This is a genomic window from Gilliamella sp. X-23 (assembly GCF_057063545.1).
The window spans coordinates 175,766-198,101 of record NZ_JBXSQG010000002.1; the positions used below are offsets into that span (position 1 = coordinate 175,766).

The 22,336-nt window shown below is 34.8% G+C and carries 19 protein-coding genes and 1 tRNA gene; 3 read left to right on the forward strand and 17 right to left on the reverse strand.

The annotated features are described in order from the left end of the window. Positions 1-334 precede the first annotated feature (334 nt). Together ACYH9I_RS02470 and frdD are read left to right on the forward strand one after the other, a co-directional pair. Positions 335-730: a hypothetical protein gene (locus ACYH9I_RS02470; RefSeq protein WP_483558637.1), complete on the forward strand. Its 396-nt coding sequence runs from the start codon at positions 335-337 to the stop codon at positions 728-730. A 14-nt stretch (positions 731-744) separates the two neighbouring features. Continuing rightward, on the forward strand, positions 745-1,101 hold the full coding sequence (gene frdD / locus ACYH9I_RS02475; protein ID WP_483558639.1) for a fumarate reductase subunit FrdD: 357 nt from the start codon (positions 745-747) through the stop codon (positions 1,099-1,101). A 69-nt stretch (positions 1,102-1,170) separates the two neighbouring features. Here the strand turns inward: frdD and ACYH9I_RS02480 are convergent, their stop codons facing one another. The 17 genes from ACYH9I_RS02480 to ACYH9I_RS02560 all read right to left on the reverse strand — a co-directional run bounded on the left by ACYH9I_RS02480 (position 1,171) and on the right by ACYH9I_RS02560 (position 19,250). Continuing rightward, a complete protein-coding gene (locus ACYH9I_RS02480) occupies positions 1,171-2,034 on the reverse strand; it encodes a hypothetical protein (protein WP_483558640.1) in 864 nt (287 codons plus the stop codon). An 85-nt stretch (positions 2,035-2,119) separates the two neighbouring features. Beyond that, on the reverse strand, positions 2,120-3,898 hold the full coding sequence (yejF, locus tag ACYH9I_RS02485; RefSeq protein WP_483558642.1) for a microcin C ABC transporter ATP-binding protein YejF: 1,779 nt from the start codon (positions 3,896-3,898) through the stop codon (positions 2,120-2,122). Beyond that, a complete protein-coding gene (locus ACYH9I_RS02490; RefSeq protein ID WP_483558643.1) occupies positions 3,895-4,926 on the reverse strand; it encodes an ABC transporter permease in 1,032 nt (343 codons plus the stop codon). Before ACYH9I_RS02490 ends, yejF begins: the two co-directional genes overlap by 4 nt. Further along, positions 4,926-6,014: a microcin C ABC transporter permease YejB gene (locus ACYH9I_RS02495; protein ID WP_483558645.1), complete on the reverse strand. Its 1,089-nt coding sequence runs from the start codon at positions 6,012-6,014 to the stop codon at positions 4,926-4,928. The genes ACYH9I_RS02490 and ACYH9I_RS02495 overlap by 1 nt, the downstream gene beginning before the upstream one ends. 1 nt (position 6,015) lies before the next feature. Next, a complete protein-coding gene (locus ACYH9I_RS02500; RefSeq protein ID WP_483558647.1) occupies positions 6,016-7,983 on the reverse strand; it encodes an extracellular solute-binding protein in 1,968 nt (655 codons plus the stop codon). Between the two features lie 204 nt (positions 7,984-8,187). Beyond that, entirely contained in the window at positions 8,188-8,421 is a 234-nt protein-coding gene (locus ACYH9I_RS02505; RefSeq protein ID WP_483558649.1) for a helix-hairpin-helix domain-containing protein, read from the reverse strand. A gap of 32 nt (positions 8,422-8,453) precedes the next feature. Continuing rightward, positions 8,454-8,969 carry a ClbS/DfsB family four-helix bundle protein gene (locus ACYH9I_RS02510; protein ID WP_483558650.1) on the reverse strand — a complete coding sequence of 172 codons (516 nt, stop codon included), beginning with the start codon at positions 8,967-8,969 and terminating at the stop codon, positions 8,454-8,456. Positions 8,970-9,059: 90 nt separating this feature from the next. After that, positions 9,060-9,332, reverse strand: coding sequence for a chorismate mutase (locus ACYH9I_RS02515; protein WP_483558652.1), 273 nt, complete (start codon positions 9,330-9,332; stop codon positions 9,060-9,062). 317 nt (positions 9,333-9,649) lie between these two features. After that, positions 9,650-9,725 (reverse strand) — tRNA-Ala (locus ACYH9I_RS02520). A gap of 126 nt (positions 9,726-9,851) precedes the next feature. Then, positions 9,852-10,847 (reverse strand): protein translocase subunit SecF, encoded by a 996-nt coding sequence (gene secF, locus ACYH9I_RS02525; protein ID WP_483558728.1) that lies wholly within the window; start codon positions 10,845-10,847, stop codon positions 9,852-9,854. Positions 10,848-10,862: 15 nt separating this feature from the next. Then, positions 10,863-12,719 carry a protein translocase subunit SecD gene (gene secD / locus ACYH9I_RS02530; protein WP_483558654.1) on the reverse strand — a complete coding sequence of 619 codons (1,857 nt, stop codon included), beginning with the start codon at positions 12,717-12,719 and terminating at the stop codon, positions 10,863-10,865. A gap of 60 nt (positions 12,720-12,779) precedes the next feature. Beyond that, positions 12,780-13,109 carry a preprotein translocase subunit YajC gene (gene yajC / locus ACYH9I_RS02535; protein WP_483558656.1) on the reverse strand — a complete coding sequence of 110 codons (330 nt, stop codon included), beginning with the start codon at positions 13,107-13,109 and terminating at the stop codon, positions 12,780-12,782. Between the two features lie 186 nt (positions 13,110-13,295). Continuing rightward, entirely contained in the window at positions 13,296-15,044 is a 1,749-nt protein-coding gene (locus tag ACYH9I_RS02540) for an NADH-quinone oxidoreductase subunit N (RefSeq protein WP_483558657.1), read from the reverse strand. Between the two features lie 6 nt (positions 15,045-15,050). After that, positions 15,051-16,595: a complex I subunit 4 family protein gene (locus ACYH9I_RS02545; protein WP_483558659.1), complete on the reverse strand. Its 1,545-nt coding sequence runs from the start codon at positions 16,593-16,595 to the stop codon at positions 15,051-15,053. Positions 16,596-16,610: 15 nt separating this feature from the next. Further along, positions 16,611-18,458 carry an NADH-quinone oxidoreductase subunit 5 family protein gene (locus ACYH9I_RS02550; RefSeq protein WP_483558661.1) on the reverse strand — a complete coding sequence of 616 codons (1,848 nt, stop codon included), beginning with the start codon at positions 18,456-18,458 and terminating at the stop codon, positions 16,611-16,613. Continuing rightward, entirely contained in the window at positions 18,455-18,757 is a 303-nt protein-coding gene (gene nuoK, locus ACYH9I_RS02555; protein ID WP_483558663.1) for an NADH-quinone oxidoreductase subunit NuoK, read from the reverse strand. Before nuoK ends, ACYH9I_RS02550 begins: the two co-directional genes overlap by 4 nt. Position 18,758: 1 nt before the next feature. After that, positions 18,759-19,250 carry an NADH-quinone oxidoreductase subunit J gene (locus ACYH9I_RS02560; RefSeq protein ID WP_483558664.1) on the reverse strand — a complete coding sequence of 164 codons (492 nt, stop codon included), beginning with the start codon at positions 19,248-19,250 and terminating at the stop codon, positions 18,759-18,761. A gap of 353 nt (positions 19,251-19,603) precedes the next feature. Between ACYH9I_RS02560 and ppc the strand changes: the two genes are divergently transcribed. After that, on the forward strand, positions 19,604-22,249 hold the full coding sequence (gene ppc, locus ACYH9I_RS02565; RefSeq protein ID WP_483558666.1) for a phosphoenolpyruvate carboxylase: 2,646 nt from the start codon (positions 19,604-19,606) through the stop codon (positions 22,247-22,249). The last annotated feature ends 87 nt before the right edge of the window (positions 22,250-22,336 follow it).

Below are 22,336 nucleotides of genomic sequence, written 5' to 3' on the forward strand. Positions count from 1 at the left end.
TTTCTTTTTCATTCTATTTAACAACAATTGTTCATGAATAAATTAAAATCGTCAAAATATATTTATATAGCATAAATCTTATAAAATTCTATAAGATACCTTACTCAATATTAAGCGTCCTTTTTATTTGATTATCTATTTAATTACTTATTGCCTAAATATAGCTTCATTAAAATATGACGCATTTTTTGCATAGTATTACGGTATTAAAGGCTATATTATAAATTGCTTTAAACTAACGACATAAAATAGATTAACGCTTATAATAACCAAATGAACAATAACCCCACCAAACAATAACTAGCATAAAATGTAATACAACCTAGAGAAATTTATGAATCAACAAAATAACAATCATCGCCTTGATGCTGTTCAAACCGATGTAAAACGTCCCTTTATAATTACTATTATGCACAAATTAGTTCCTTTTTCCATGATTTGGCTAAGTTTAATTTTAATGTATGGTGTAGTGTGTATGCACACAAATACCGTTGGGCAAGATGAGTTTTACCGTTTTATTTTCTTTTTGCATAGTCCTTTTGTTGTCGTGCTTAATTTTATTGTGTTATTGGTTAGTGTTTTCCATACAATAACTTGGTTTAAGTTAGTCTCTAAAACGATTCCTAGTGCAATGTTCAATAAAAAATCTAACAGATTATTACTGACTGTAGGGCTATGGACAGTTATGCTAACTGTATCGATTTTTTTATTTTTACTTGTATTGAAATAAGTGGTATTGCATCAATGAAAAATAAACAAATTCAAACAAAAAACACAGATGGAAAAGTAATAAAAAGTTTGTTTACACTTGGCGGAACATGGGCTGCTATGTTTTCACCTATTGTGCTAATCATTATGACATTTATGATTTCTTTTGGTGATGTAGCAACACGTTCTCATATTCTAAAAATAGCCAATACTGAAATGGGTAAATTGTTTTTATTTTTGATGATTTCATTACCTATCTGGTGTGGATTACAACAAATTTTAACGCTTTTGCACGAGCGTAAAATCTATCCAAAACGCGAAAAGTTACTGACTTTTGGCTTAGCATTAGCATGGACAATACATGCTATTTATATATTGTTTATTCGGGTATAGCTGGCATTTTTAGTTATAGGAATATAAAAAGCGTCATAAACAAAATAACGCTTTTTATATTTCCAAAAACTAATAATAAGTGAGTTCGCGGGTAATATTAGTTTGTTTATTCTCTTGATTATTTTTAACTTTACTTGCCATAAGCCAATCATTTTTTTCATTAAAAGTTAAAAATTTAGTTAAATAATGTGAAACTTCTTTTCCTGATGATAAGTAAGAAGATTCAATGGTAGTTAATCGATGGTGATCGTTATCATATTGATACGAAAAATCACTTTCGTTTGTCATATTGTTACTAAATTGGTACGACACTTTAGCAAGCTGTTGCTCTCGATATCCAAAGGTATAACTTGAAGACCCTTTTTGATCTGTACCTGTGTATTTACCGTTCTCATCAATCTCTTTTAGTTGCCATTGTACATTTTTATTAATGAGGCAATGATTATTGTCATACACATAATTATCCATTTCAATAAAAACAAAATCGACAGCTTTTTTGGTTTGTAGTGAAAAGACAATTTTGCCTTGTTCATCGGTATTAAATTGGATAATGCTATTGGTTTTGTCTTCTATATCTTCAATGATATTTTCCCAGCCCGATTTATTTTTTTGTAGATGTTCAGAATAAACTCGGATATTTTTATCTGAATAAAGATCATAATTGCTTTGCGTAATAAGACCATTGGGATCATATTCTAATGAGTGCTTAGCGGTCGTACTATTGGCATCACTACCCAATTGAGTCGTTGAAGTTCTAATCTCTTGCTTGATGCCTTTTACTGGCGAATCAATATAATCCAAAATTTGAAAAATATAGTTATTTGCTTCAACTATATTTTGAGCTGGGTTTTCGCTACAAGTTAACGCTAGCGCATTTATCGACATCAGTGATAAACAAGGTGTTAATAAAAAAGGTAGTATTCGTTTTTGCATAATCGACCTGCTAAATAGATTAAAATATTGATTTATTAGCAATGATTTGTCATATAAATCATTGCTAAAATACGGGTTTAGATATTTATTTTTTACGCATTAACAGCGCATCGCCCCAATTGACCTTTTTGTCTGGCTCCTTATTTTTCTGTTGATGTTGTTGAGTATCATCGCTATGAGCAAATTTTGCTGTAGTTTCTACTTTTTCAGCTGTTTCGACCTTTTCAGATTCAACCTTTTCCTGATGTATCAAAATTTTACTTTGTTTACGAGGTCGTTTGTCTAAAAATGAAAGTAACGCCTTGGTGTATTCTTCTTCTGGAGAGTAGAAAACCTTTTCACGCGTACCTTGCTCAACAATTCGGCCTTCTTTCATTACAACTACTTGATGACACATTGCATAAACCAACGCTAAATCATGACTAATAAACAAATAACTAAGCTGATACTTTTCTTGCAATGACTTTAACAAATGAATAATCTGTTTTTGAATGGTATGATCTAACGATGAAGTTGGCTCATCTAAAATCAATAATTCTGGTTGTAAAATTAAAGCTCGGGCAATGGCTATACGCTGACGCTGACCACCCGAAAATTCAGTAGGATTGCGATAACGCATTTCAGGATCAAGACCAACTTCTTGCATAATATCAATTAAGGCCTTTTCACGCTCAGTTTTGCTTAGTTTTTTGTGTGTCATTAACCCTTCACAAATAATCTGCTCGACATTAAAGCGTGGGTTAAGTGATGAGAACGGATCTTGGAACACAACTTGAATACGGCTTCGAAATGGTAATAGTTTTTTGCCAGTTAGGTTTTGTATAGAATGGCTATCAAATACAATGTTACCTTGTGATTTAATCAAGCGTAAAATGGCTAGTGCAGCGGTCGTTTTTCCCGATCCTGATTCACCAACAATCCCAACAGTTTCACCTTGGTGCACAGTAAAACCAATATTATTAACTATTTGTTTTTTTTGACTACTAAATAAACGTTTTTTGGCAATAACCTCAACGCTCAGGTGATTTACATTAAGCAGTATTCCAGGAGTATCAGGCAAAGGTACCGGATCACCATTTGGCTGTGAATTTAATAGTGTTTGCGTATATTTATGTTCTGGACGTAAAAAAATACGCTGCTTATTATTATATTCAACAATTTCGCCTTTTTGCATAACAGCTACTTTATCGGCCAATTTTTTAACAATGGTAAGATTATGCGAAATAAATAGCATGCTCATATTCAGTTCGTTTTTTAACTCTTTTAATAACTGAATAATTTGAGCTTGAACTGACACATCTAAAGCGGTGGTTGGTTCATCTGCTATTAATAACTTAGGGTGGGTTAAAATTGCCATAGCGATCATAACTCGCTGCCTTTCGCCACCTGATAACTGGTGGGGATAAGCCGATAATTTACTTTTTGGCTCTTTAATTCCCACACGATCAAGATATTGCAAAATCTCGCAACGCGCATCGTGTTGATGCATGCCTCGATGTAATGCTAGTACTTCATAAAGCTGTTTTTCAACCGTATGTAGAGGGTTCAATGACACCATTGGTTCTTGGAAAATCATACTAATTTGATTACCACGTACCTGACGAAGTTCTTTATCTGGTGCTGATAATAAAGAGTTTTCTTCAAATAAAATATCGCCAGTTGGATAAACTACTTGCTCTTTATGTAGCAAACGCAGGATAGACAAAGCGGTAACACTTTTACCTGAACCTGACTCACCAACGAGTGCCAATGTTTCTTGCTCATCAATATCAAAGCTGATATTACTCACGACTTGTGATATCGTTTGTGTACCACATTTAAAAGCGATACTTAAATCCTGAACGGATAATAAAGGAGAACTCATCGATACGCTCCTTTGCTTGGATCGAATGCATCCCTTACTGCCTCACCAATAAAAATAAGTAAAGAAAGTAACGTAGCTATAATTAAAAATGAACTAATACCAAGCCAAGGAGCTTGTAAATTATTTTTACCTTGCAGCAATAATCGACCAAGAGATGGTGAATCAATCGGCAAGCCAAAACCTAAAAAATCCAACGAAGTTATCGTCGTAATAGCGCCACAAAGGATAAACGGTAAAAAGGTTAATGTTGCCACTATCGCATTAGGTAAGATGTGTCTAAACATAATGCTACTATCACTAATCCCCATTGCTTTAGCTGCTCGGATATAATCAAAATTGCGAGTCCGTAAAAACTCGGTACGCACAACATTGGCTAGCCCCATCCAACCAAATAAAACAGTAATACCCAACAACCACCAAAAATTAAGTGGCAAAATGCTGGCTAATAAAATAATCACAAATAAACCCGGTAAACCAGACCAGATTTCAATAAATCGCTGCCCTATCAGGTCTACTGCTCCACCATAATAACCTTGGATTGCACCGATGCTGACACCAATAAATGAAGTAAACAACGTCAAAAAAATAGCAAAAAACATCGAAATACGAAAACCATATAAGATATTAGCCAGTACATCGAAACCCGCATCAGTTGTACCTAACCAATGCGATGTTGAAGGCGGGGTAGGAAAAGTATTTTGCGTATCATAGATTAGCGTACTATAACTGTAGCGAAACGGCGGCCATAAAATCCAGCCATTCGCTTCTATTTTATTTTGCACGGCAGGATCAAGATAATTGGTTTGCGTTTCTAATTTCCCACCAAACTCCGTTTCTGGATAAAAATGAAAAATTGGTGAATAGTAATTATCCTGATATTTAATAAAAATGGGCCTATCGTTAACAATAAAATCAGCAAATAAGCTAATCACAAAAAAGATCGAAAATAACCAAAGTGAATAATAACCACGACGATTATGTTTAAATCGTTGCCAGCGTTGTTGATTAAAAGAATAATGAGTGGTCATCAGTTTCTAGCCTCAAAGTCAATGCGTGGGTCTATCATCATGTAAGATAAATCAGACAGCAGTTTTGTGATGAGTCCAACTAATGTAAAAATATAAAGCGTCCCAAAAATCACAGGGTAATCACGTTGAATAATTGCCTCATAGCCCAATAAGCCAAGCCCATTAAGAGAAAATATGATCTCAATTAGTAACGAACCGGTAAATAAAATACCCACAAAAGCAGCAGGAAATCCCGATACAATCAGTAACGTTGCATTGCGAAAAACATGCTTATACATAATTTGCCTTTCGCTCAACCCTTTCGCTCGTGCAGTGATTACATACTGCTTGCGGATTTCATCTAAAAACGAGTTCTTTGTCAACATTGTCAAGGAAGCAAAACCACTAATTGACATAGTAATAGTCGGTAAGCACATGTGCCACGCGTAGTCTTTTACCTTGCCCCAAAAGTCAAGTTGATCAAAATTATTCGCAATAAGCCCGCGAAGTGGAAAAACATCCCAATAACTACCACCGGCAAACAATACAATTAACAACACTGCTAATAAAAAAGGTGGTATGGCATAACCAATAATAATTAAGGTACTTGACCAAAAATCAAATGCTGAACCATCTTTCACCGCTTTGCGAATACCTAAAGGAATTGAGATTAGATAGACAATTAACGTACTCCATAATCCCAATGAAATTGAAACAGGTAAACTTTTGGCAATCAATCCTAATACCGATTCACTTTTAAAAAAACTGTTACCAAAATCAAATAATATGTATTTCTTTAGCGTTTCGATATAACGTTCAAATATTGGTTTATCAAAGCCGTATTGTTTTTCGATCATCGAGATAACCTGTGGATCAAGCCCACGTGATCCACGATAGTTTGACTCATTTTTATATTGATGTACTGATGTAGACGTACCATCATTCCCCGGCAATAGCCCTTGCCCTGCTTGCGATCCATTTTCAATCATAGCAAGCGCCTGATCGACCGGTCCACCTGGCGCCACTTGCACAATAAAAAAGTTGATTGTTAAAATCACAAATAATGTTGGAATAATCAGTAACAATCGACGAATAAAGTAATTTAGCATATTAATGTTCCCGATTTTTAGGCAGGTTAGCTGCTTTTTCTGCGTCATACCACCAACTATCAACCCCTATCGCATAAGTTGGCTGTATAGTTGGTTGCCCAAATTTGTTCCAGTATGCATAGTACGATTTGCTATTATACCACATAGGAATCATTGGATATTCTTGCGTTAAAATACGATCAAGCGCACGCCCTAATGGGACAAGTGCTTCTTGATTATCCACATTTTTAATAATTTCAGCGATAATGCTATCGATAGCCTTATTATGTAAACCAGAAGCGTTCCATGACGAGTTAAGATACTCACTACCCCAAAACATCAACAAATTAGAATTTGGATAATTTACAGCATAATAATCACGTGCAACCATATCATAATCACGCTCACGAACACGACGTAAGTGTTGTGCTGAATCTAATAAGGTGATTTTCATGGTGATCCCTAAACGGGCTAAATTCTGTTGAAATGGAACCGCATATTTAATATCGTTACCAAGATAACTGATCAACTCAAATTCAAACGGTTGCTGCGTTTTATCATTAATCAACTTACCGTCTTTAATCACCCATCCGGCTTGTTTTAATAATTCAGCAGCTTTTAATAAATTATCGCGATTAAAGCCGTTACCATCACTTTTTGGAATAAAATAAGCGTTCTTAAAAACGGCTTCTGGAATAATATGTTTATAAGGATTTAACCACTTTAATTCTTGCTCTGTTGGTTTACCCTTTGCCGCATAAATAGTGTTTTCAAAAAAACTATAAGGTCTTTTGTAACTGTCATAATAAAAGGCATGATTTAACCATTCAAAATCAAACGCCAGTGTGATAGCTTTTCGCACTTTAATATCTTTAAATAGCTCTTTTTGTAAATTAAATGCAAGCCACTTAGTGTCGGTTGCTGTTTTAACCGGTTTTTCTTGTTTAATAATATGGTTAGCATCAAAATATTTACCTTGATATTGAGTAAACCAATTTTTAGGTTGATCTTCATCGCGTAAATCATATTCGCCCGCTTTAAAGGCTTCTAACGAAACGCTATTATCCATATAGTAATCAATACGCTTTTCATCAAAATTATCTAAGCCCTTATTAATTGGCAAATCGCGCGCCCAATAATTGGGATTACGTCGATAAACAACATATTGCCCCATTTTATAATCACTAATATAGTAAGGACCACTACCAACTGGCGGCGTACTTAATGGCTCTGAAAAATCATGATGTTGCCAAAAATGTTTAGGGATAACTCGCATACTACCAACAAATGAAAGAAGCTTCTCACGATCTGACTCTGGAATATCAATCCTAACATGGTAATCATCTATCGCTTTAACCGTAACACCTTTATTATAAACACGATATAGAGGCACCCCTTCAGTCATAAATTTATCAAAAGTAAACACAACATCGTGTGCCGTAATGGGTTTGTCATCTTGAAAACGGGCATTAGGATTAATCGCCACTTCTGCCCAGCGATATTGGTTAGAATAGGTAATTGACGTCGCAATAAGTGGATAAAAACTAGTAATATCATCCTCAGTATTAGTAAAAAGACTATCATATAGCGCCCCAGAATTACGTTCAGGTGCACCACGGCTAGCAAAGCGATTCAAATTATCAAAAGAGCCAATTTCGGCCAGTTTAATCACACCACCTTTTGGTGCATTAGGATTGACATAATCAAGATGTTGAAAATCATCTGGATACTTAGGGTGACCTGAAAGTGAATAGATAGTCTTATGATAAATTTCCTCATGTATTTGGTGTGGACCAACAATATCAATTTGCTTCGTTTCAGGTAATTGAGTTAGGGGATTAACACCCACTTCGACCTCGGTTTGAGACTCTGTTTGAAGGAGCACTGGCTGTTCTTCATCAGCAGAAACAGGTGCAGAACAAATGACCATACTGCTTAAGCAGCTCAAGATAAATAATACTGTTATAGGTTGTTTAATTCGACTATTCATCCCAATTCCATTCCTGCTCTATTTAACAATAGCATATTGATGTAACTTCTTATTGATTATTAACAAATCAGTCATTCAAGGCAAGCCTCAACTAAGTTGCCTATTTTGCCAAACTTCAACTAAATGAGCAAAACCTAATTAATAAGACGAAGATAAAATAAGATTGCTGGCTAAAACACGCATTTCATAAAAAAACAAACAATACTACGCATTGTTAACCAAACTCAAAATATTACTTATTGCCGTTTTTGCTTGATGACTGTTTTTCCAACAAGTTGAACCTGTTAATAACGCACCTTTATTAAGGATTTCATCTAAACTAGCATTACGCAATTTATCGAAAGAATCGAAGTTCATCTCTTCAAGTCTTTCAATAATTTTGGCACCCACGAATTTAAGTTCCGTCAATTGCTGTCGTTCTGTTTCTGTAAAAGACATATTATTCTCCTTACATTATATTGAATATAATTTTAAACTGATGCATTTAGCTTTTTCCACTTTCTGATTTTTGCTCTAAACGATTTAAACGGCGCCACAGAATTGATATGGATAAATCGAGCAACAGTCCAAGATTCAGGATAAGGTTTAGTCCAATTACGGCTATCTTTTATAAACAAAGTGTCTTCGTTCAAAGATTGAATCCAATCATTCCAAATAGTGATTTTCTGATTAAATGCTTGAATTAATGCCTGTAATGATAGGTATTGATATGTTTTATAAAATTGCTGATACAAATTACCCAATTGATTCCATTTGTATCCAGAGGCCGGTAATTCAGGTGTTTGACCAGCAAGTTCATCATCATCCCAAGATTTCACCAAATTAAGCCAACCGAGTTGATAAGCAATCATTTGTGCAGGAGTACGATCAACGCCCTCTACCAAAGAGTCTTTTTGTGATTCAGATAAAACTATAAACTCATCAATAAATAACTTGGCTGTTTTGTTTATTTCATCTAATAACTGCTGTTTATTTGTATAAGCCATGTTACCTCTTCCTTATGAGCTCATTAATATTGTTAAAATATCATATAAAATAAATATTTTTTATAACTATTTTTAATGAAATTTCTGTTTTTATTTTTCTTTGTTTTTGAAATATTTCAATTCTTCATCGATAAAATATCGTACTAAATTTGCATATAGATTTTTGATGATTTCGCCATTGAGCCCTAATTCATTCGACCATTGTTTTCGTTGTTCTAGCATACTGTCAAAACGTTCTTTGGCTTGTACGTCAGTGGTATTTTTTTTGAACTTACTGGCAGCTTTGACGTATTCAAAGCGTGTAGCAAGCAATTTAATTATGGAATGGTCAATCTGATCTATTTCGGCACGAATGTGGTTCATATTCTCACATTTGTTTGGCGCTTGGGTAGGTTTATAAGTCACGATTTTATACCTTTTGTTTATTTAACTTTTTATATCCTATCACTATTAGATTATGTACAAAAGTATCACTTAGTGGGTTTCATCGTTGCACTATATTTATATATACAAAATTGTTCATTCACTTTTAATAGAATTGAGTTTAATATTTGGAGATATTCAACAATTAATTGATTTTTTTATTTATTAAATCAATTTTGTTTATATACCTTCTAGCAAAGGAGGCGCAGATTTTGTGTTTTTTAATAGGTTTTAAAGAATCTTACAGAATATTGAATTGGTGGAGCCAAGGGGGATCGAACCCCTGACCTCAACGCTGCCAGCGTTGCGCTCTCCCAGCTGAGCTATGGCCCCAAATAGTAAGGGATAAAACTGTGGCTAATAATATGCAACTAAATAATAAGTGTCAATCGATTTGATATTATTTGTTTGAAAAACAGCCTGATAAAACTCTGCCTATTGATGGCAGAGTTTATATAATTAACGTAATATTGAAGGTTGATCTGCACCTTCGGCTTCAATTTTAGGTGGCATAAAGTGTTCACGTTTTACGCCCAATTTAAGTGACATATAAGCCGCTACATAAATTGATGAGATTGTACCAAGCACAATACCAACGCCTAATGTTTCAGAGAAGCCTTTTAACATTGAACCGCCAAAGATATACAGAATAACGACCACTGCAAGAGTTGTACCTGATGTCATTAAAGTACGATGCAATGTCTGTGTTAATGAGATATTAATAACATCGTAAGGTTCTGCTCGGCGAATCTTTCTAAAATTCTCGCGAATTCGGTCGAAAACAACAATGGTATCGTTAAGAGAATAACCAATAATCGATAACATCGCAGCAATGATTGTTAAATCAAGTTCTCGTTCAAATAGCGATAAATAACCTGCGGTGATGATAACATCATGCGCTAAGGCCACAACTGCACCTGTACCGAATCGCCACTCAAAACGAAAGGCAATATAGATTAAAATACACACTAATGCGGCACAGATTGCCAAAACACCATCTTGCGCAAGTTCAGAACCAACAGTTGGACCAACAAATTCAATCCGTTTAATTTGAGCATCTGCATCAATATCTTTATGAATTAAATTGGAAATTTTGGTGCCTAGTGCATTATCAATAGCGGATGAGGCACTACCATCTTCTTGCTTGGCCGAAGGTAATCTAATGATGATATCTTTACTACTACCGTAATATTGTACTATCGGTTCGTGGTAGCCAGCATTGCGTAAGCTGTTACGAAGGTCATCAAGGTTAACGGCTTTTGTTACGGTGAGCTCGACAGTTGTACCGCCAGTGAAATCTTGTCCTAGATTAAATCCTTTAACAAAAATAACCACAAACGATGCGACAACTAATAACATTGAAATAACAAAAGCAATAAAGCCAAATTTTAAAAAGTCGAGGACTCTGCGGCCATGATTTAACTCTCTAACATCATGATTTTGTTTTTTAGTAATACTCACAATAAACCTCTAAATTGATAACTTATTAACGCGACGACCGCCATAAATAAGATTGGCTAATGCACGAGTACCGACAATCGATGTAAACATTGATGTTACAATACCGATGCCTAGTGTAATGGCAAAACCTTTAATTGATCCTGTACCAACTGCATAAAGAATAACAGCAGTAATTAAAGTGGTCAGGTTGGCATCAAAAATACTGCTCCAAGCGCCCGCGTACCCTTCATTAATTGCATGCTGAACACCACGTCCATTACTAAGTTCTTCTTTTATTCTTTCATTAATCAGTACATTAGCATCAACTGCCATCCCCACAGTTAACACAATACCTGCGATACCAGGCATACTTAGCGTTGCCCCAGGAAGTAAAGACATTGCACCAACAATTAAAATTAAGTTTGCAACTAATGCAAGGCTAGCAAACACGCCAAACAGACGATACATCACTAGCATAAAGATAACAGAAATCGCTAACCCCCATGCGCAAGATTCTAGACCTTGGGTAATATTTTCTTGCCCCATTGATGGCCCTACTGTTCGTTCTTCAATAATTTGAATTGGTGCAATTAATGCCCCAGCACGTAATAATAGTGATAAATTTTTAGCTTCATCAATATTACCAATACCGGTTACTTGGAAGCGATCACTAAAAATACCTTGAATAGTCGCAACGTTGATAACTCGTTCTTGTTTTTCAAAGATCGGTTTATCGTTTTCATCACGTTTACCGGTATCTTTGTATTCAACAAATAGGGTTGCCATCGCTTTATGAAGATTTTTTTGGGTAAAATCAAGCATTCTTTTACCCCCTGAACCATCAAGTGTAATAGCTACTTCGGGTTGGCCATATTGATTAACACGATATGAAGAATCGGTAATATGATCCCCTGTTAATACAATACGTTTATACAGTAGTACAGGACGACCGTTTTCCATATACTGAATTTCTGAACCATAAGGAATACGCATCTCACCATTTAGAATAGCTGGCAAATTAGGCGTACTCTCTTCGTTAACTTGTCTAAATTCTAATGTTGCTGTTGCTCCCAAAATACGCTTGGCTAATGCAGTGTCTTGTATGCCGGGTAATTCAACGACAATGCGATCTGCCCCTTGACGTTGAACGATTGGTTCAGCAACACCGAGTTGGTTAACACGATTACGTAGAATGGTAGTGTTTTGTTGGACAGCATCATTTTTCGCTTGCTGTAAACGTTGTTCACTGACATTGATGACGATACTGTTGTCGCGTTGGGATATCACTTTATAATCTTGTATTCCATTGATCTTGGTAATGGCTTTATTACGATCTTCAGTATTATCAAATTGCATTACAATTTGCTGATCACTATCTTTGCTGATCGTTTTATAATTTAACTTGCTATTAGTAAATTCAGCTTTGATGTTTTCGATAGATTGTTCAGTGAGTTTACTTAATGCGGTGGCCATATCGACTTCCATTAAGAAGTGAACACCACCACGCAAATCAAGACCCAATTTCATAGGTTCTGCACCTAACACAGTAAGCCATGTAGGCGTTGCTGGTGCTAAATTTAATGCAACAATATACTTTTCACCCAATGCTTCAGATATAAGTTCTTTTGCTTTAAGCTGGGTATCGTTATCACCAACACGAATCAATATCGATTTATTATCGTAAACTAATGATTTCGGTTGGATATGATTATCAGACAAAAGTTTTTTAACTTGATCTCGTGTAGCAACATCGATTTCAGCAGTATTTGAACCTGAAATTTGTATAGCGGGATCTTCACCATAAATATTTGGAAGTGCATAAAGAAGGCCGAAGCAAATGACAACGACCAACATAATGTACTTCCACAAAGGATAGCGGTTTAACACGACATATTCTCTTGTAGGATTAGGTAATTAATACAATGAAAGATAATAGATAACAGCCTATTATAGTGATTTCATTGTTCCTTTTGGTAAAACTGATGTAATAAAGTCACGCTTGATCACAACTTCAGTCGTATCATTTAATTCTAACGCGATGTAACCATTTTCGTTAACTTTTGATACACGACCGATAAGCCCGCCATTGGTTAAAACTTCATCACCTTTTGAAATTGATGCCATTAACTCACGATGTGCTTTAGCGCGTTTTTGCTGTGGGCGCATAATCATAAAATAGAAAAATAAACCAAACACAACTAACATAATTGGCATCAAATAATCGCCACCTGGTTGGCTACCATCGGCTGCATAGGCATTAGAGATTAAAAAATCCATACTGGTCCTCTTGTTTCAAACTAAATTTTCAAAGGTCGGAATTATAACACAATAAATAAATCTGTTATTAACTATTTCTTGTCAAAAAATTTCAGGAAAGCATGCGTTTTAGTATAAAAAGTGCTTTAAGCTACTTTGGTTAATATAACTCCGCCAACTAAGCGATTGAAGGCGGATAAACGTTAATTACGTAGTTAAATATTGCGCCATACTAACTAAGTTAAATAACCATCTAGGGTAAATTCCACAAAGCAGTGTCAATAAGGCACATAATACGATGATTAACTCACTTATTCTAATATCTTTCCATTTTAATTTAATTGAAGTTCCACTTAACATTTGTCCATCACGACAAGGCGGCCTAATATAAAGATTGATAATTAAACGAGCATAAAAATAAAGCCCCAATGCACTACCAATAACTACGGCGGCAACTAACCACCATAATTCAGCAGTTACACCTAATAACACCAGTAAAAATCGCCCAACAAACCCCGCTGTTAGTGGTGTCCCTGCTAAAGATAAAAACCCAATGCCCATCGCTAATGCAAGAATTGGTCTGCGCCAAAATAGCCCTGAAAGATCAATTTCGCTTTCATGATCTTGCAGTTCGTTAGAATGCGAATCTAAACTGATCGCACCTAATATACAGATATTAGCTAAAATATACCCAATTAGGTAAACGCCAATGGTTTCTAATGCAAGTACTTGATATTGGACAGCAATTAAAGCCGTAAATAGATAGCCGAAATGCGCTATTGATGAATAGGCAAGTAATCGCTTTAAGCTACTTTGCTTTAACGCCAATAAATTGCCCCACAAAATAGAACAAAAAGCCATAATGACTAAAATAATACGGATGGCTTCATTATTAACGATCGGTGCCAATAGAAATAGCCTTGCGATGGCACAGAAAACTGCAACTTTTCCAACTGTTGATAATAATAAGGCGACAACCGTTGGCGCGCCTTGATAAACATCAGGCAGCCAAAGTTGAAACGGCACCAGTGATAATTTAAAACCAATACCAACCAACATTAAACAAACACCTATTAGTAGTAATGTGCTTGGGTAAGACATTGTTGAAAGCTGATAGCTTAGCCCACTGAAAGTCAGCTCCCCTGTCGTTGCATAATAAAAAGCAATTCCCATCAATAAAAATACGCTTGCAACAGCCGATAAAATCATATATTTAACAGCAGCTTCTAATGAATGAGTCTGCGTATATTGATAACCAATTAATCCCACAAAAGGAATGGATAATAGTTCAATTCCAACAAAAAATGCGATTAAATGGCTGGCGTATACCAGTGTTACACCACCTAATACCATAAAAAGCAGAATTAAATAAAATAATCCGTGCTGAACCTGTTCTTGTTTAAACCAACGATAAGCAAAGCATGCAACTGCAATGGATATCATCAAAATCAAACTCGTATAAAGTAATCCATAACCATCACAGGTAAAAAGAGCGGTGATATGGCGTGCTTTCCATTCTGCCATTGAAGGGTCATCAATGTTAGAACCATCATCAATATGAGAATTAGAGTTAGCATCCATATTTATATCGGTATTAGTATTATCAACAGCACTGTTGTTAATATTATCGTCAATACTTATATTTTCATTCGGTGATTCCACCGATTCTGTAGGCACAGAATCAATTGCAATTGTTTCTTCGTCCGATGGATTGGGTTCTTTAATAGGGTCAGAAACTGGTACCGATATTTGCATATTGTCACTGCTGATATCAGTAATAGCTTGTGTGCTAAACGAAATTTTATAACCAACCACCACAGAGAAAATTAATGCGCAGGATAATCCACATACCGTTAAAATAGCACACCCTTTGGTACCTATTTTAAAAACAAACAATAAAAATAATAAAACAATGATGACAAAGCTTAATACAAAAATAGGCGATAAAGCTATCATAGGTGATTACTCTCCCACTCGCTCTGTAGTTATGTATTGTTGTGTTTGATTCATAACAGAATAAGACATATCTAAAACCACTTGAGGATACAAGCCAATAAAGATAAGGACAATTAAGGTGCTTGATAATAACAAAAGATCTTTTTTACTAAGAAGATATTTTGGTGCTCCCCCTTTATCGACAGCACCATAAAAAATAGGCTGCATACGGACAATAAATGAAATAGAAAGCAATAATAAGCCAATTACGAGCAAAATTGTATAAAAGGAAAAGGCACTATAACTACCAAGTAACATCATATAATTGCCAACAAAATTAGCTGTTCCAGGAATCCCCAATACTGCTAAAATAAAATACAAGGTAAATGAAGATAGATAAGGTACTCGCTCTTTAAGCCCAATAAATTGAGTTATGTTTCGTGTTGAGTAACATTCACCCAATAATCCACTAATAATAAACATGCCAACTATTGCTAAATTAATGGCTATCATTTGAATAACCACACCTTGATAAGCAATCACAGAACCACTATAAATAATTGCTGTAACAAATCCCATTAACGCTATATGGATATAAGCAATAAGTTTTTTAATATCCGTTTGATTAAATGCAACTAGCGCTGCATAAACAATTGTAAGCAAAGCAAGAACTAACATAATTGGCATAATCATGATGGAAGCATTTGGAAATAGTGGTATAACAAAACGCAATAAACCAAATGCTGCTGTATTGAGTAATAAACCACTGATCATCATTGATCCCGTTGTTGAAGATTCCATATGAGCTTCAATAAACCAGCCATGAAAAGGAACAAAAGGGATTCGCACAATAAAAGCGGCTAAGAATCCAAGCATGAGCAAAAATTCAGTATCACTTGAAATTGGTGTTTTTGTTAGTACCTGATAATCAAACGTCCAATGCCCTGTTAAGTTCCAGTTAATTAAGGCTAATGATACAATGGAGATAAGCATAAGTAAGCTGCTCAATTGAGTATAAATCAAAAATTTGCTTGCTCCATTAAAACGTAATTGTGAGCTTGAATCTCGTCTTCCCCATAGCGAAATTAAAAAATAGATAGGTATTGCGACCGCTTCCCAAAAGAAGAACATTAAAAATAAGTCAGTGATTACAAATAACATCATAATGGCTGATGTCATAAATAATAGGCATAAATAAAATAAGCCAAGATTATTTAGATTTTCTTTACTCGAATAGGCAATCGTCAATAACACGATGAATAGAGTTGATGTGATAACGACTATCGATAGACCATCTAAAACAAGGTGAAAATGAATACCTAACAAAGGGATCCAATCCAGATTAACTTCTTTTATCCAGTTTTCCCCTTGATTTAATACATTTACGGCATCTATCCATAATATTATCGTTATTAATAATGTAAGACAAATAGTGATAAATGCCACAATTATTGGTAGTTTAGACCAACGAATTTGTACATTGACAGAAACAACACCTCGTTGTAGACATACATGGCATAACCAACCAATAAATCCGCCTATTACAGGTAAAAAAACAAGCCATAACAACATGAATGATTACACCTTTTAAATAAAAATCAGTAACATTAATATGGTAATGCTACCTATAACCATTGACAGCATATACCATCGAATTTGCCCATTTTCTAAGTCAACGATGAATTCATTTATCTTTCTAATACCCCACATGACCCAATTATCCCATAAAATTAATGGATCTTTTTTTAACAAATTAGCTAGGTAGACATAAGGTTTAACAAATAGAGTATGCAACAAATAATCATAACGCCAATCACTATTACATAATCTTAAAAAGAATTTAATCATTGGCGTATTTAAAACTTCTTGTACTTCGTTATTTGGACGCGCATATAAAATATAGGCAATCAAGAAGCTTAATCCTGTCACTGCGGCTAACAGTAACTGGAAGAGCAATTGTCCGTTAGTGTCTAACTCGGCGATTGGAATAATACCGCGAATTGGCAATGGGAAATAGATAAATAACGCAGTAGGGAATATCAATAATATAAAAATTGGAAAATAACTTATCCATTTAGTTTTTGCAAAATCATACTGTTTTTGTTTGTGATAAAATACAATTGAAATCAAACGCCAAATATTTAAACTAGAAAGCAATATACCTAATAAACCAATAGTCCCAGATATCAATTTATTTTGAGTCATTAAGCCTAATATGATATCGCCCTTAATATAAAATGATGATGAGATCCAAGGCATAGCACTCAGTGATAGCATAATAAACAAAAATACCGAATATAACATCGGAAACGATTTAATTAAGCCTCCCATTTTGCTTATATCGCGTTCACCTTGGCATTTTTTGATTAAAATTGATGAAGCTAAAATCAGCAATGTGCTTGTTACGGCATAATTAATTAAGTAATTAAGAGACAAGCTCCAACTCTGCGTTGAAAAAGCATAAAATAGATAGCTAATTTGCGCTAAATTAATATAGGTGATAATTCGTTTAATATCATATTGCACTAAGGCAATAGTGCTAGCAAATAATATAGTTAATGATGAAATTACCGATATAATAGCAAGAACATCACTCGACATCATAAATAAATTACTTAGCCTTAAAACTAAATATACTCCCGCTAAAATCACTGTTGAAGATTGTAATAAAGCTACCGCAGGCATTGGTGCTAAAGTTGTTTGAGCAAACCAGGAATGCATAGGAAATAGTGCAGACTTACTCATTGCACCAAGGAACAACATTAAAGTTATCCAAAATATGATGTCTGAGTCAACGGCCAAGTTATCATGTGCTTGCGCCAATACATCATGAATATTTAATGTTTCTAATGTTTGATACAATAAAAATATGCCAATAATTAGAAAGATATCTGTTAAATGCATAATGATAAAGGCTTTTACTGCCGCATAACCATTACGAGCCTGTTTGTAGTAGATACCAATAAGTAAGTAAGTACTTATGCTCACACCTTCCCAGCCAATTAACAGAACAAACAAATTATCAACTAATATGACGGTTAATATACTGGCAATTAATAAATTACTGTAAGCGTAAAAATTATAAATATCCTTGCTTGACGTTAAATAGCAAGCCGCAAAGAAGTAGATCAAAAAACCGAAGAATGAGATTAAAACTAAAAAAATTAGTGATAAACCATCTAAGGTTAAAGAAATAGGCACAATAAAATCGCCCACTGAAAACCAATTCCACAACGGCCTAGTATAAACTAAGCTCATGTCTGGGACTATGTTTGAACTAAAGTCAATACAAGAAAAGATAGTAATTAATGTAATTAATAGCATGGTATTAATACCAATAATCATCACATTAATTGATCGAATATGCCTTCCGAAGCAAACTAATATTAGAAAAGTGAGCAAGGGAACAATAATAGTTAAATAAAGTAAATTCATCCTTTCATTTCACTCAATGAGTCAATATTAAAGATTTTTCGACGGTAGAATAGTTTCATCATTAATGCAAGACCAACACAAACTTCAGCTAAAGTTGTTATTACCGCTAATATTGCCAGTACTTGTCCATCAGATTGTTGCCAATAGCTACTTGCTGCAAACAATGCAATTATTGCACCATTATTCATAATGGTCAGGCTAAGTAATAAAAAATAAAAATCACGTCGAATCATTACTCCTAATAGCCCAATCACAAATAAAATAGAAGCCAAAATAAGACAATACATGAGTGGAATCATATTATTTCTCCGACATAAGCCGATGCATAAAATGATAAGAAATCACGGCTGCACCTAATAATAAAAACAAGGCTAATTCCGCCATCAAAATGTAGGCATATATGGACATTTCATGCATTAATTCATAAGATTCTTTTAATTCTGAATAATTAGCACTTACTACACCATAAATAAGAACAACAAGTAAAATAAAGGCTAAAATTAGCGGTCCCAACCAAATTTTTGGACTAATACCGTGTTTGTTGTGCTCTACATTATCCGAACTAATTTTCAAAATTGAAGCAACAAGTAAAAAAATAGTTACCGATCCACCAATAAATAATAAGATATATAAAACAGCAGAAAAATAGTTATCAAGTAGAATAAATATCAATGCTGAAGCAAAAAGCGAAATAACAAGGTATAAAATTGCTTTATCTATCCGTAAGCAACTAATCACTTTTACGCTAGCAACAACTGCAATAATCGACGCAATATAAAAAACAGCGATCATTAAATAATCCAATATGTATTGATAATACTGTTAGTATATACCCAAATGATATCAAGATACAGTTTACAAACACCGTGTTCATCGAAAAATAAGCTTATTAAACTGTATTTGGGGGAGTATATCACAATTAAATGTGACATTTTTATTTGTTGACCTTTCATGGTGAATATAATTAAAACAACTAAAAAAAATAAAAACCATAAAATTTTATTATTTAAATTCAAAGCGAAATTGTTATAAAGTATATAAATTAAGCACATTAACCAATCATTATACCTATCCCATTAATTTGTCATTTTGGGTCATGCAGCTTAAAGGTGCTTAGGCATAATAAAATCGAAGACGAGAAAATCATGAATCATAAATATTCCTCAATGCGAAGTAATGTCAATATGTTAGGCACTTTACTGGGAAATGCGATAAAACGCGCCACTGGCAATGAAACCTTTGATTTAGTTGAAAAAATAAGAAAGCTATCAAAATCAGCTCAACAAGGAAACACCCAAGCACATAATAAGCTACTCAAATTAATTGAAAACCTTAATGATGATGATTTATTACATGTTGCACGCGCATTTAATCAGTTTTTAAATTTAGTCAATACGGCTGCTGAATATTATGGTATTTCTCCCCATGGAGAAGCATCTAGTAGCCCCCAAAAAATGACTGAATTATTTAGTACACTTAAAAATCTCAATTTTTCAAATCAAACTATTACAGAAGCGATTAATGAGTTATCGATTGAATTGGTGCTAACTGCACACCCGACCGAAATTAATCGCCGAACCATGATAAATACTTATACGGCTATTAATAACTGTTTATCTCAACTGGATCATGATGATTTAGCCGACTATGAAATAGAACGAATTATGCGCCGCTTAAAACAGCTAGTTTGTCAGGCATGGTATACCGATGAAATCCGCAAAAAACGCCCTACCCCCATTGATGAAGCCAAATGGGGTTTTTCGGTCATTGAAGATAGCTTATGGGAAGGAGTGCCTCTATTTTTGCGTGAGCTTAATGACCAGCTGGTAGATGCTTTTGATGAGCAATTACCAGTTGATCATGTGCCTATTAAATTCACCTCATGGATGGGCGGAGATCGTGATGGTAATCCAAATGTGACAGCAAAAGTGACCGAAAAAGTCATGCTACAAGCTAGATTAAAAGCCATTGAGTTATTTTTAGCCGATATTCAAATACTTGTTCGTGAACTTTCAATGACGGAATGTAGTGATTCAGTTATTGATCTGTTAGATGAAAAAAATAAAACCGCTTCCGAGCCCTATCGAGCGGTAATGAAACAGTTACGAACACGTTTAATTAACACTCATAATTATATTGAAGCTTTACTAAATAATGAACGAGTATTACCACCTAGTGATATTTTAATTAAAAATGAACAATTATGGATACCGCTTTATACCTGTTATGAGTCATTAATTGATAATGGCATGTCAACCATAGCCCATGGTCCATTACTTGATACTTTACGACGCATAAAAAGTTTTGGTTTACAATTAGTCAGATTAGATATTCGCCAAGACAGCTCTGTACACACCGAAGCGCTTGACGCATTAACTACAGAACTTAATTTAGGTAGCTATGCAAAATGGTCAGAGGAAGAAAAACAAGCATTTTTATTAACAGAGTTACAATCTAATCGACCATTATTACCTTATAACTGGCAACCAGATCAAATGGTCCAAGAAGTATTAGATACTTGTCGTGTAATAAAAAAAGCTGGCGAAGAATCGATTGCCTCTTACGTAATATCAATGGCTAAAGCCCCTTCTGATATATTAGCCGTTTACTTATTATTGAAAATTGTTGATTGCCAAAAATATATTCCAGTTGCACCGTTATTTGAAACATTAGAAGACTTAAATAACGCAAAATCGGTGATGCAAAAACTGCTGGATATTCCTTGGTATCGCAATAAAATTCAAGGTAAGCAGATGGTGATGATAGGCTACTCTGACTCGGCTAAAGATGCAGGGACACTCGCAGCATCTTGGGCACAATATCGATCTCAAGAAGAATTAGTTAACTTATTTAAAAAATATAATACTAATTTAGTGCTATTCCACGGACGAGGAGGTTCAATAGGTCGAGGTGGAGCACCAGCGCATGCCGCACTACTTTCACAACCGCCAGGATCATTAAAAGGCGGACTTAGGGTGACAGAACAAGGCGAAATGATTCGTTTCAAACTTGGTCTGCCAGAAGTGGCACTCAGCAGTTTAATGCTGTATACATCAGCGATTTTACAAGCCAACTTATTGCCACCACCAGCACCTAAACAAGCTTGGCGTGATATCATGGATAAAATGTCAGAACTTTCATGCAATTGCTATCGTAGTTATGTACGAGAACGTGCTGAATTTGTTGATTATTTTAGAGCAGTAACGCCAGAAGCTGAATTAGGTAGATTACCACTTGGTTCCAGACCACAAAAACGCCGTACGGGCGGTGGTATTGAAAGTTTACGTGCTATCCCATGGATTTTTGCTTGGACACAAAATCGTTTAATGGTACCGTCTTGGCTTGGTGCTGGTAGTGCACTTAGAGCAGCAATTGCAGATGGTAATCAAAATCTTCTTAAAGAGATGTATCACAATTGGCCTTTTTTTAATTCCCGATTAGGTATGCTTGAAATGGTCTATGCCAAAGCGGCACCAAACATCCACAAATATTATGAACAACGTTTAGTTGATCCTGCTTTATGGCCATTAGGCGAAGAGTTAAGAAATTTGTTAACCCAAGATATCAATACCGTGCTAACCATTACTGATGATATTAGCTTAATGGCTGATTTACCGTGGATAGCACAGTCAGTGGCTTTGCGTAATACTTATATTGAACCATTAAATTTATTACAGGCTGAGCTATTAAGTCGTTCACGAAAATACAGCGATAACGAGAATATCATAGTAGAACAAGGATTAATGATTACTATTTCTGGAATTGCAGCTGGTATGCGAAACTCAGGATAAAAAAGATCAATGCTTTTTCTGTTGTTAACAAAGGACTCGCTTTTTAACGAGTTCTTTCATCTGCTTGATGTATAAAATAGCCGAAGC

Excerpts from the sequence above, each read along its gene's own strand:
- ACYH9I_RS02470 (WP_483558637.1), top strand. The coding sequence starts at position 335 with ATGAATCAACAAAATAACAATCATCGCCTTGATGCTGTTCAAACCGAT.
- frdD (WP_483558639.1), top strand. The coding sequence starts at position 745 with ATGAAAAATAAACAAATTCAAACAAAAAACACAGATGGAAAAGTAATA.
- ACYH9I_RS02480 (WP_483558640.1), bottom strand. The coding sequence starts at position 2,034 with ATGCAAAAACGAATACTACCTTTTTTATTAACACCTTGTTTATCACTG.
- yejF (WP_483558642.1), bottom strand. The coding sequence starts at position 3,898 with ATGAGTTCTCCTTTATTATCCGTTCAGGATTTAAGTATCGCTTTTAAA.
- ACYH9I_RS02490 (WP_483558643.1), bottom strand. The coding sequence starts at position 4,926 with ATGACCACTCATTATTCTTTTAATCAACAACGCTGGCAACGATTTAAA.
- ACYH9I_RS02495 (WP_483558645.1), bottom strand. The coding sequence starts at position 6,014 with ATGCTAAATTACTTTATTCGTCGATTGTTACTGATTATTCCAACATTA.
- ACYH9I_RS02500 (WP_483558647.1), bottom strand. The coding sequence starts at position 7,983 with ATGAATAGTCGAATTAAACAACCTATAACAGTATTATTTATCTTGAGC.
- ACYH9I_RS02505 (WP_483558649.1), bottom strand. The coding sequence starts at position 8,421 with ATGTCTTTTACAGAAACAGAACGACAGCAATTGACGGAACTTAAATTC.
- ACYH9I_RS02510 (WP_483558650.1), bottom strand. The coding sequence starts at position 8,969 with ATGGCTTATACAAATAAACAGCAGTTATTAGATGAAATAAACAAAACA.
- ACYH9I_RS02515 (WP_483558652.1), bottom strand. The coding sequence starts at position 9,332 with ATGAACCACATTCGTGCCGAAATAGATCAGATTGACCATTCCATAATT.
- yajC (WP_483558656.1), bottom strand. The coding sequence starts at position 13,109 with ATGGATTTTTTAATCTCTAATGCCTATGCAGCCGATGGTAGCCAACCA.
- ACYH9I_RS02540 (WP_483558657.1), bottom strand. The coding sequence starts at position 15,044 with ATGATAGCTTTATCGCCTATTTTTGTATTAAGCTTTGTCATCATTGTT.
- ACYH9I_RS02545 (WP_483558659.1), bottom strand. The coding sequence starts at position 16,595 with ATGTTGTTATGGCTTGTTTTTTTACCTGTAATAGGCGGATTTATTGGT.
- ACYH9I_RS02550 (WP_483558661.1), bottom strand. The coding sequence starts at position 18,458 with ATGAATTTACTTTATTTAACTATTATTGTTCCCTTGCTCACTTTTCTA.
- nuoK (WP_483558663.1), bottom strand. The coding sequence starts at position 18,757 with ATGATTCCACTCATGTATTGTCTTATTTTGGCTTCTATTTTATTTGTG.
- ACYH9I_RS02560 (WP_483558664.1), bottom strand. The coding sequence starts at position 19,250 with ATGATCGCTGTTTTTTATATTGCGTCGATTATTGCAGTTGTTGCTAGC.
- ppc (WP_483558666.1), top strand. The coding sequence starts at position 19,604 with ATGAATCATAAATATTCCTCAATGCGAAGTAATGTCAATATGTTAGGC.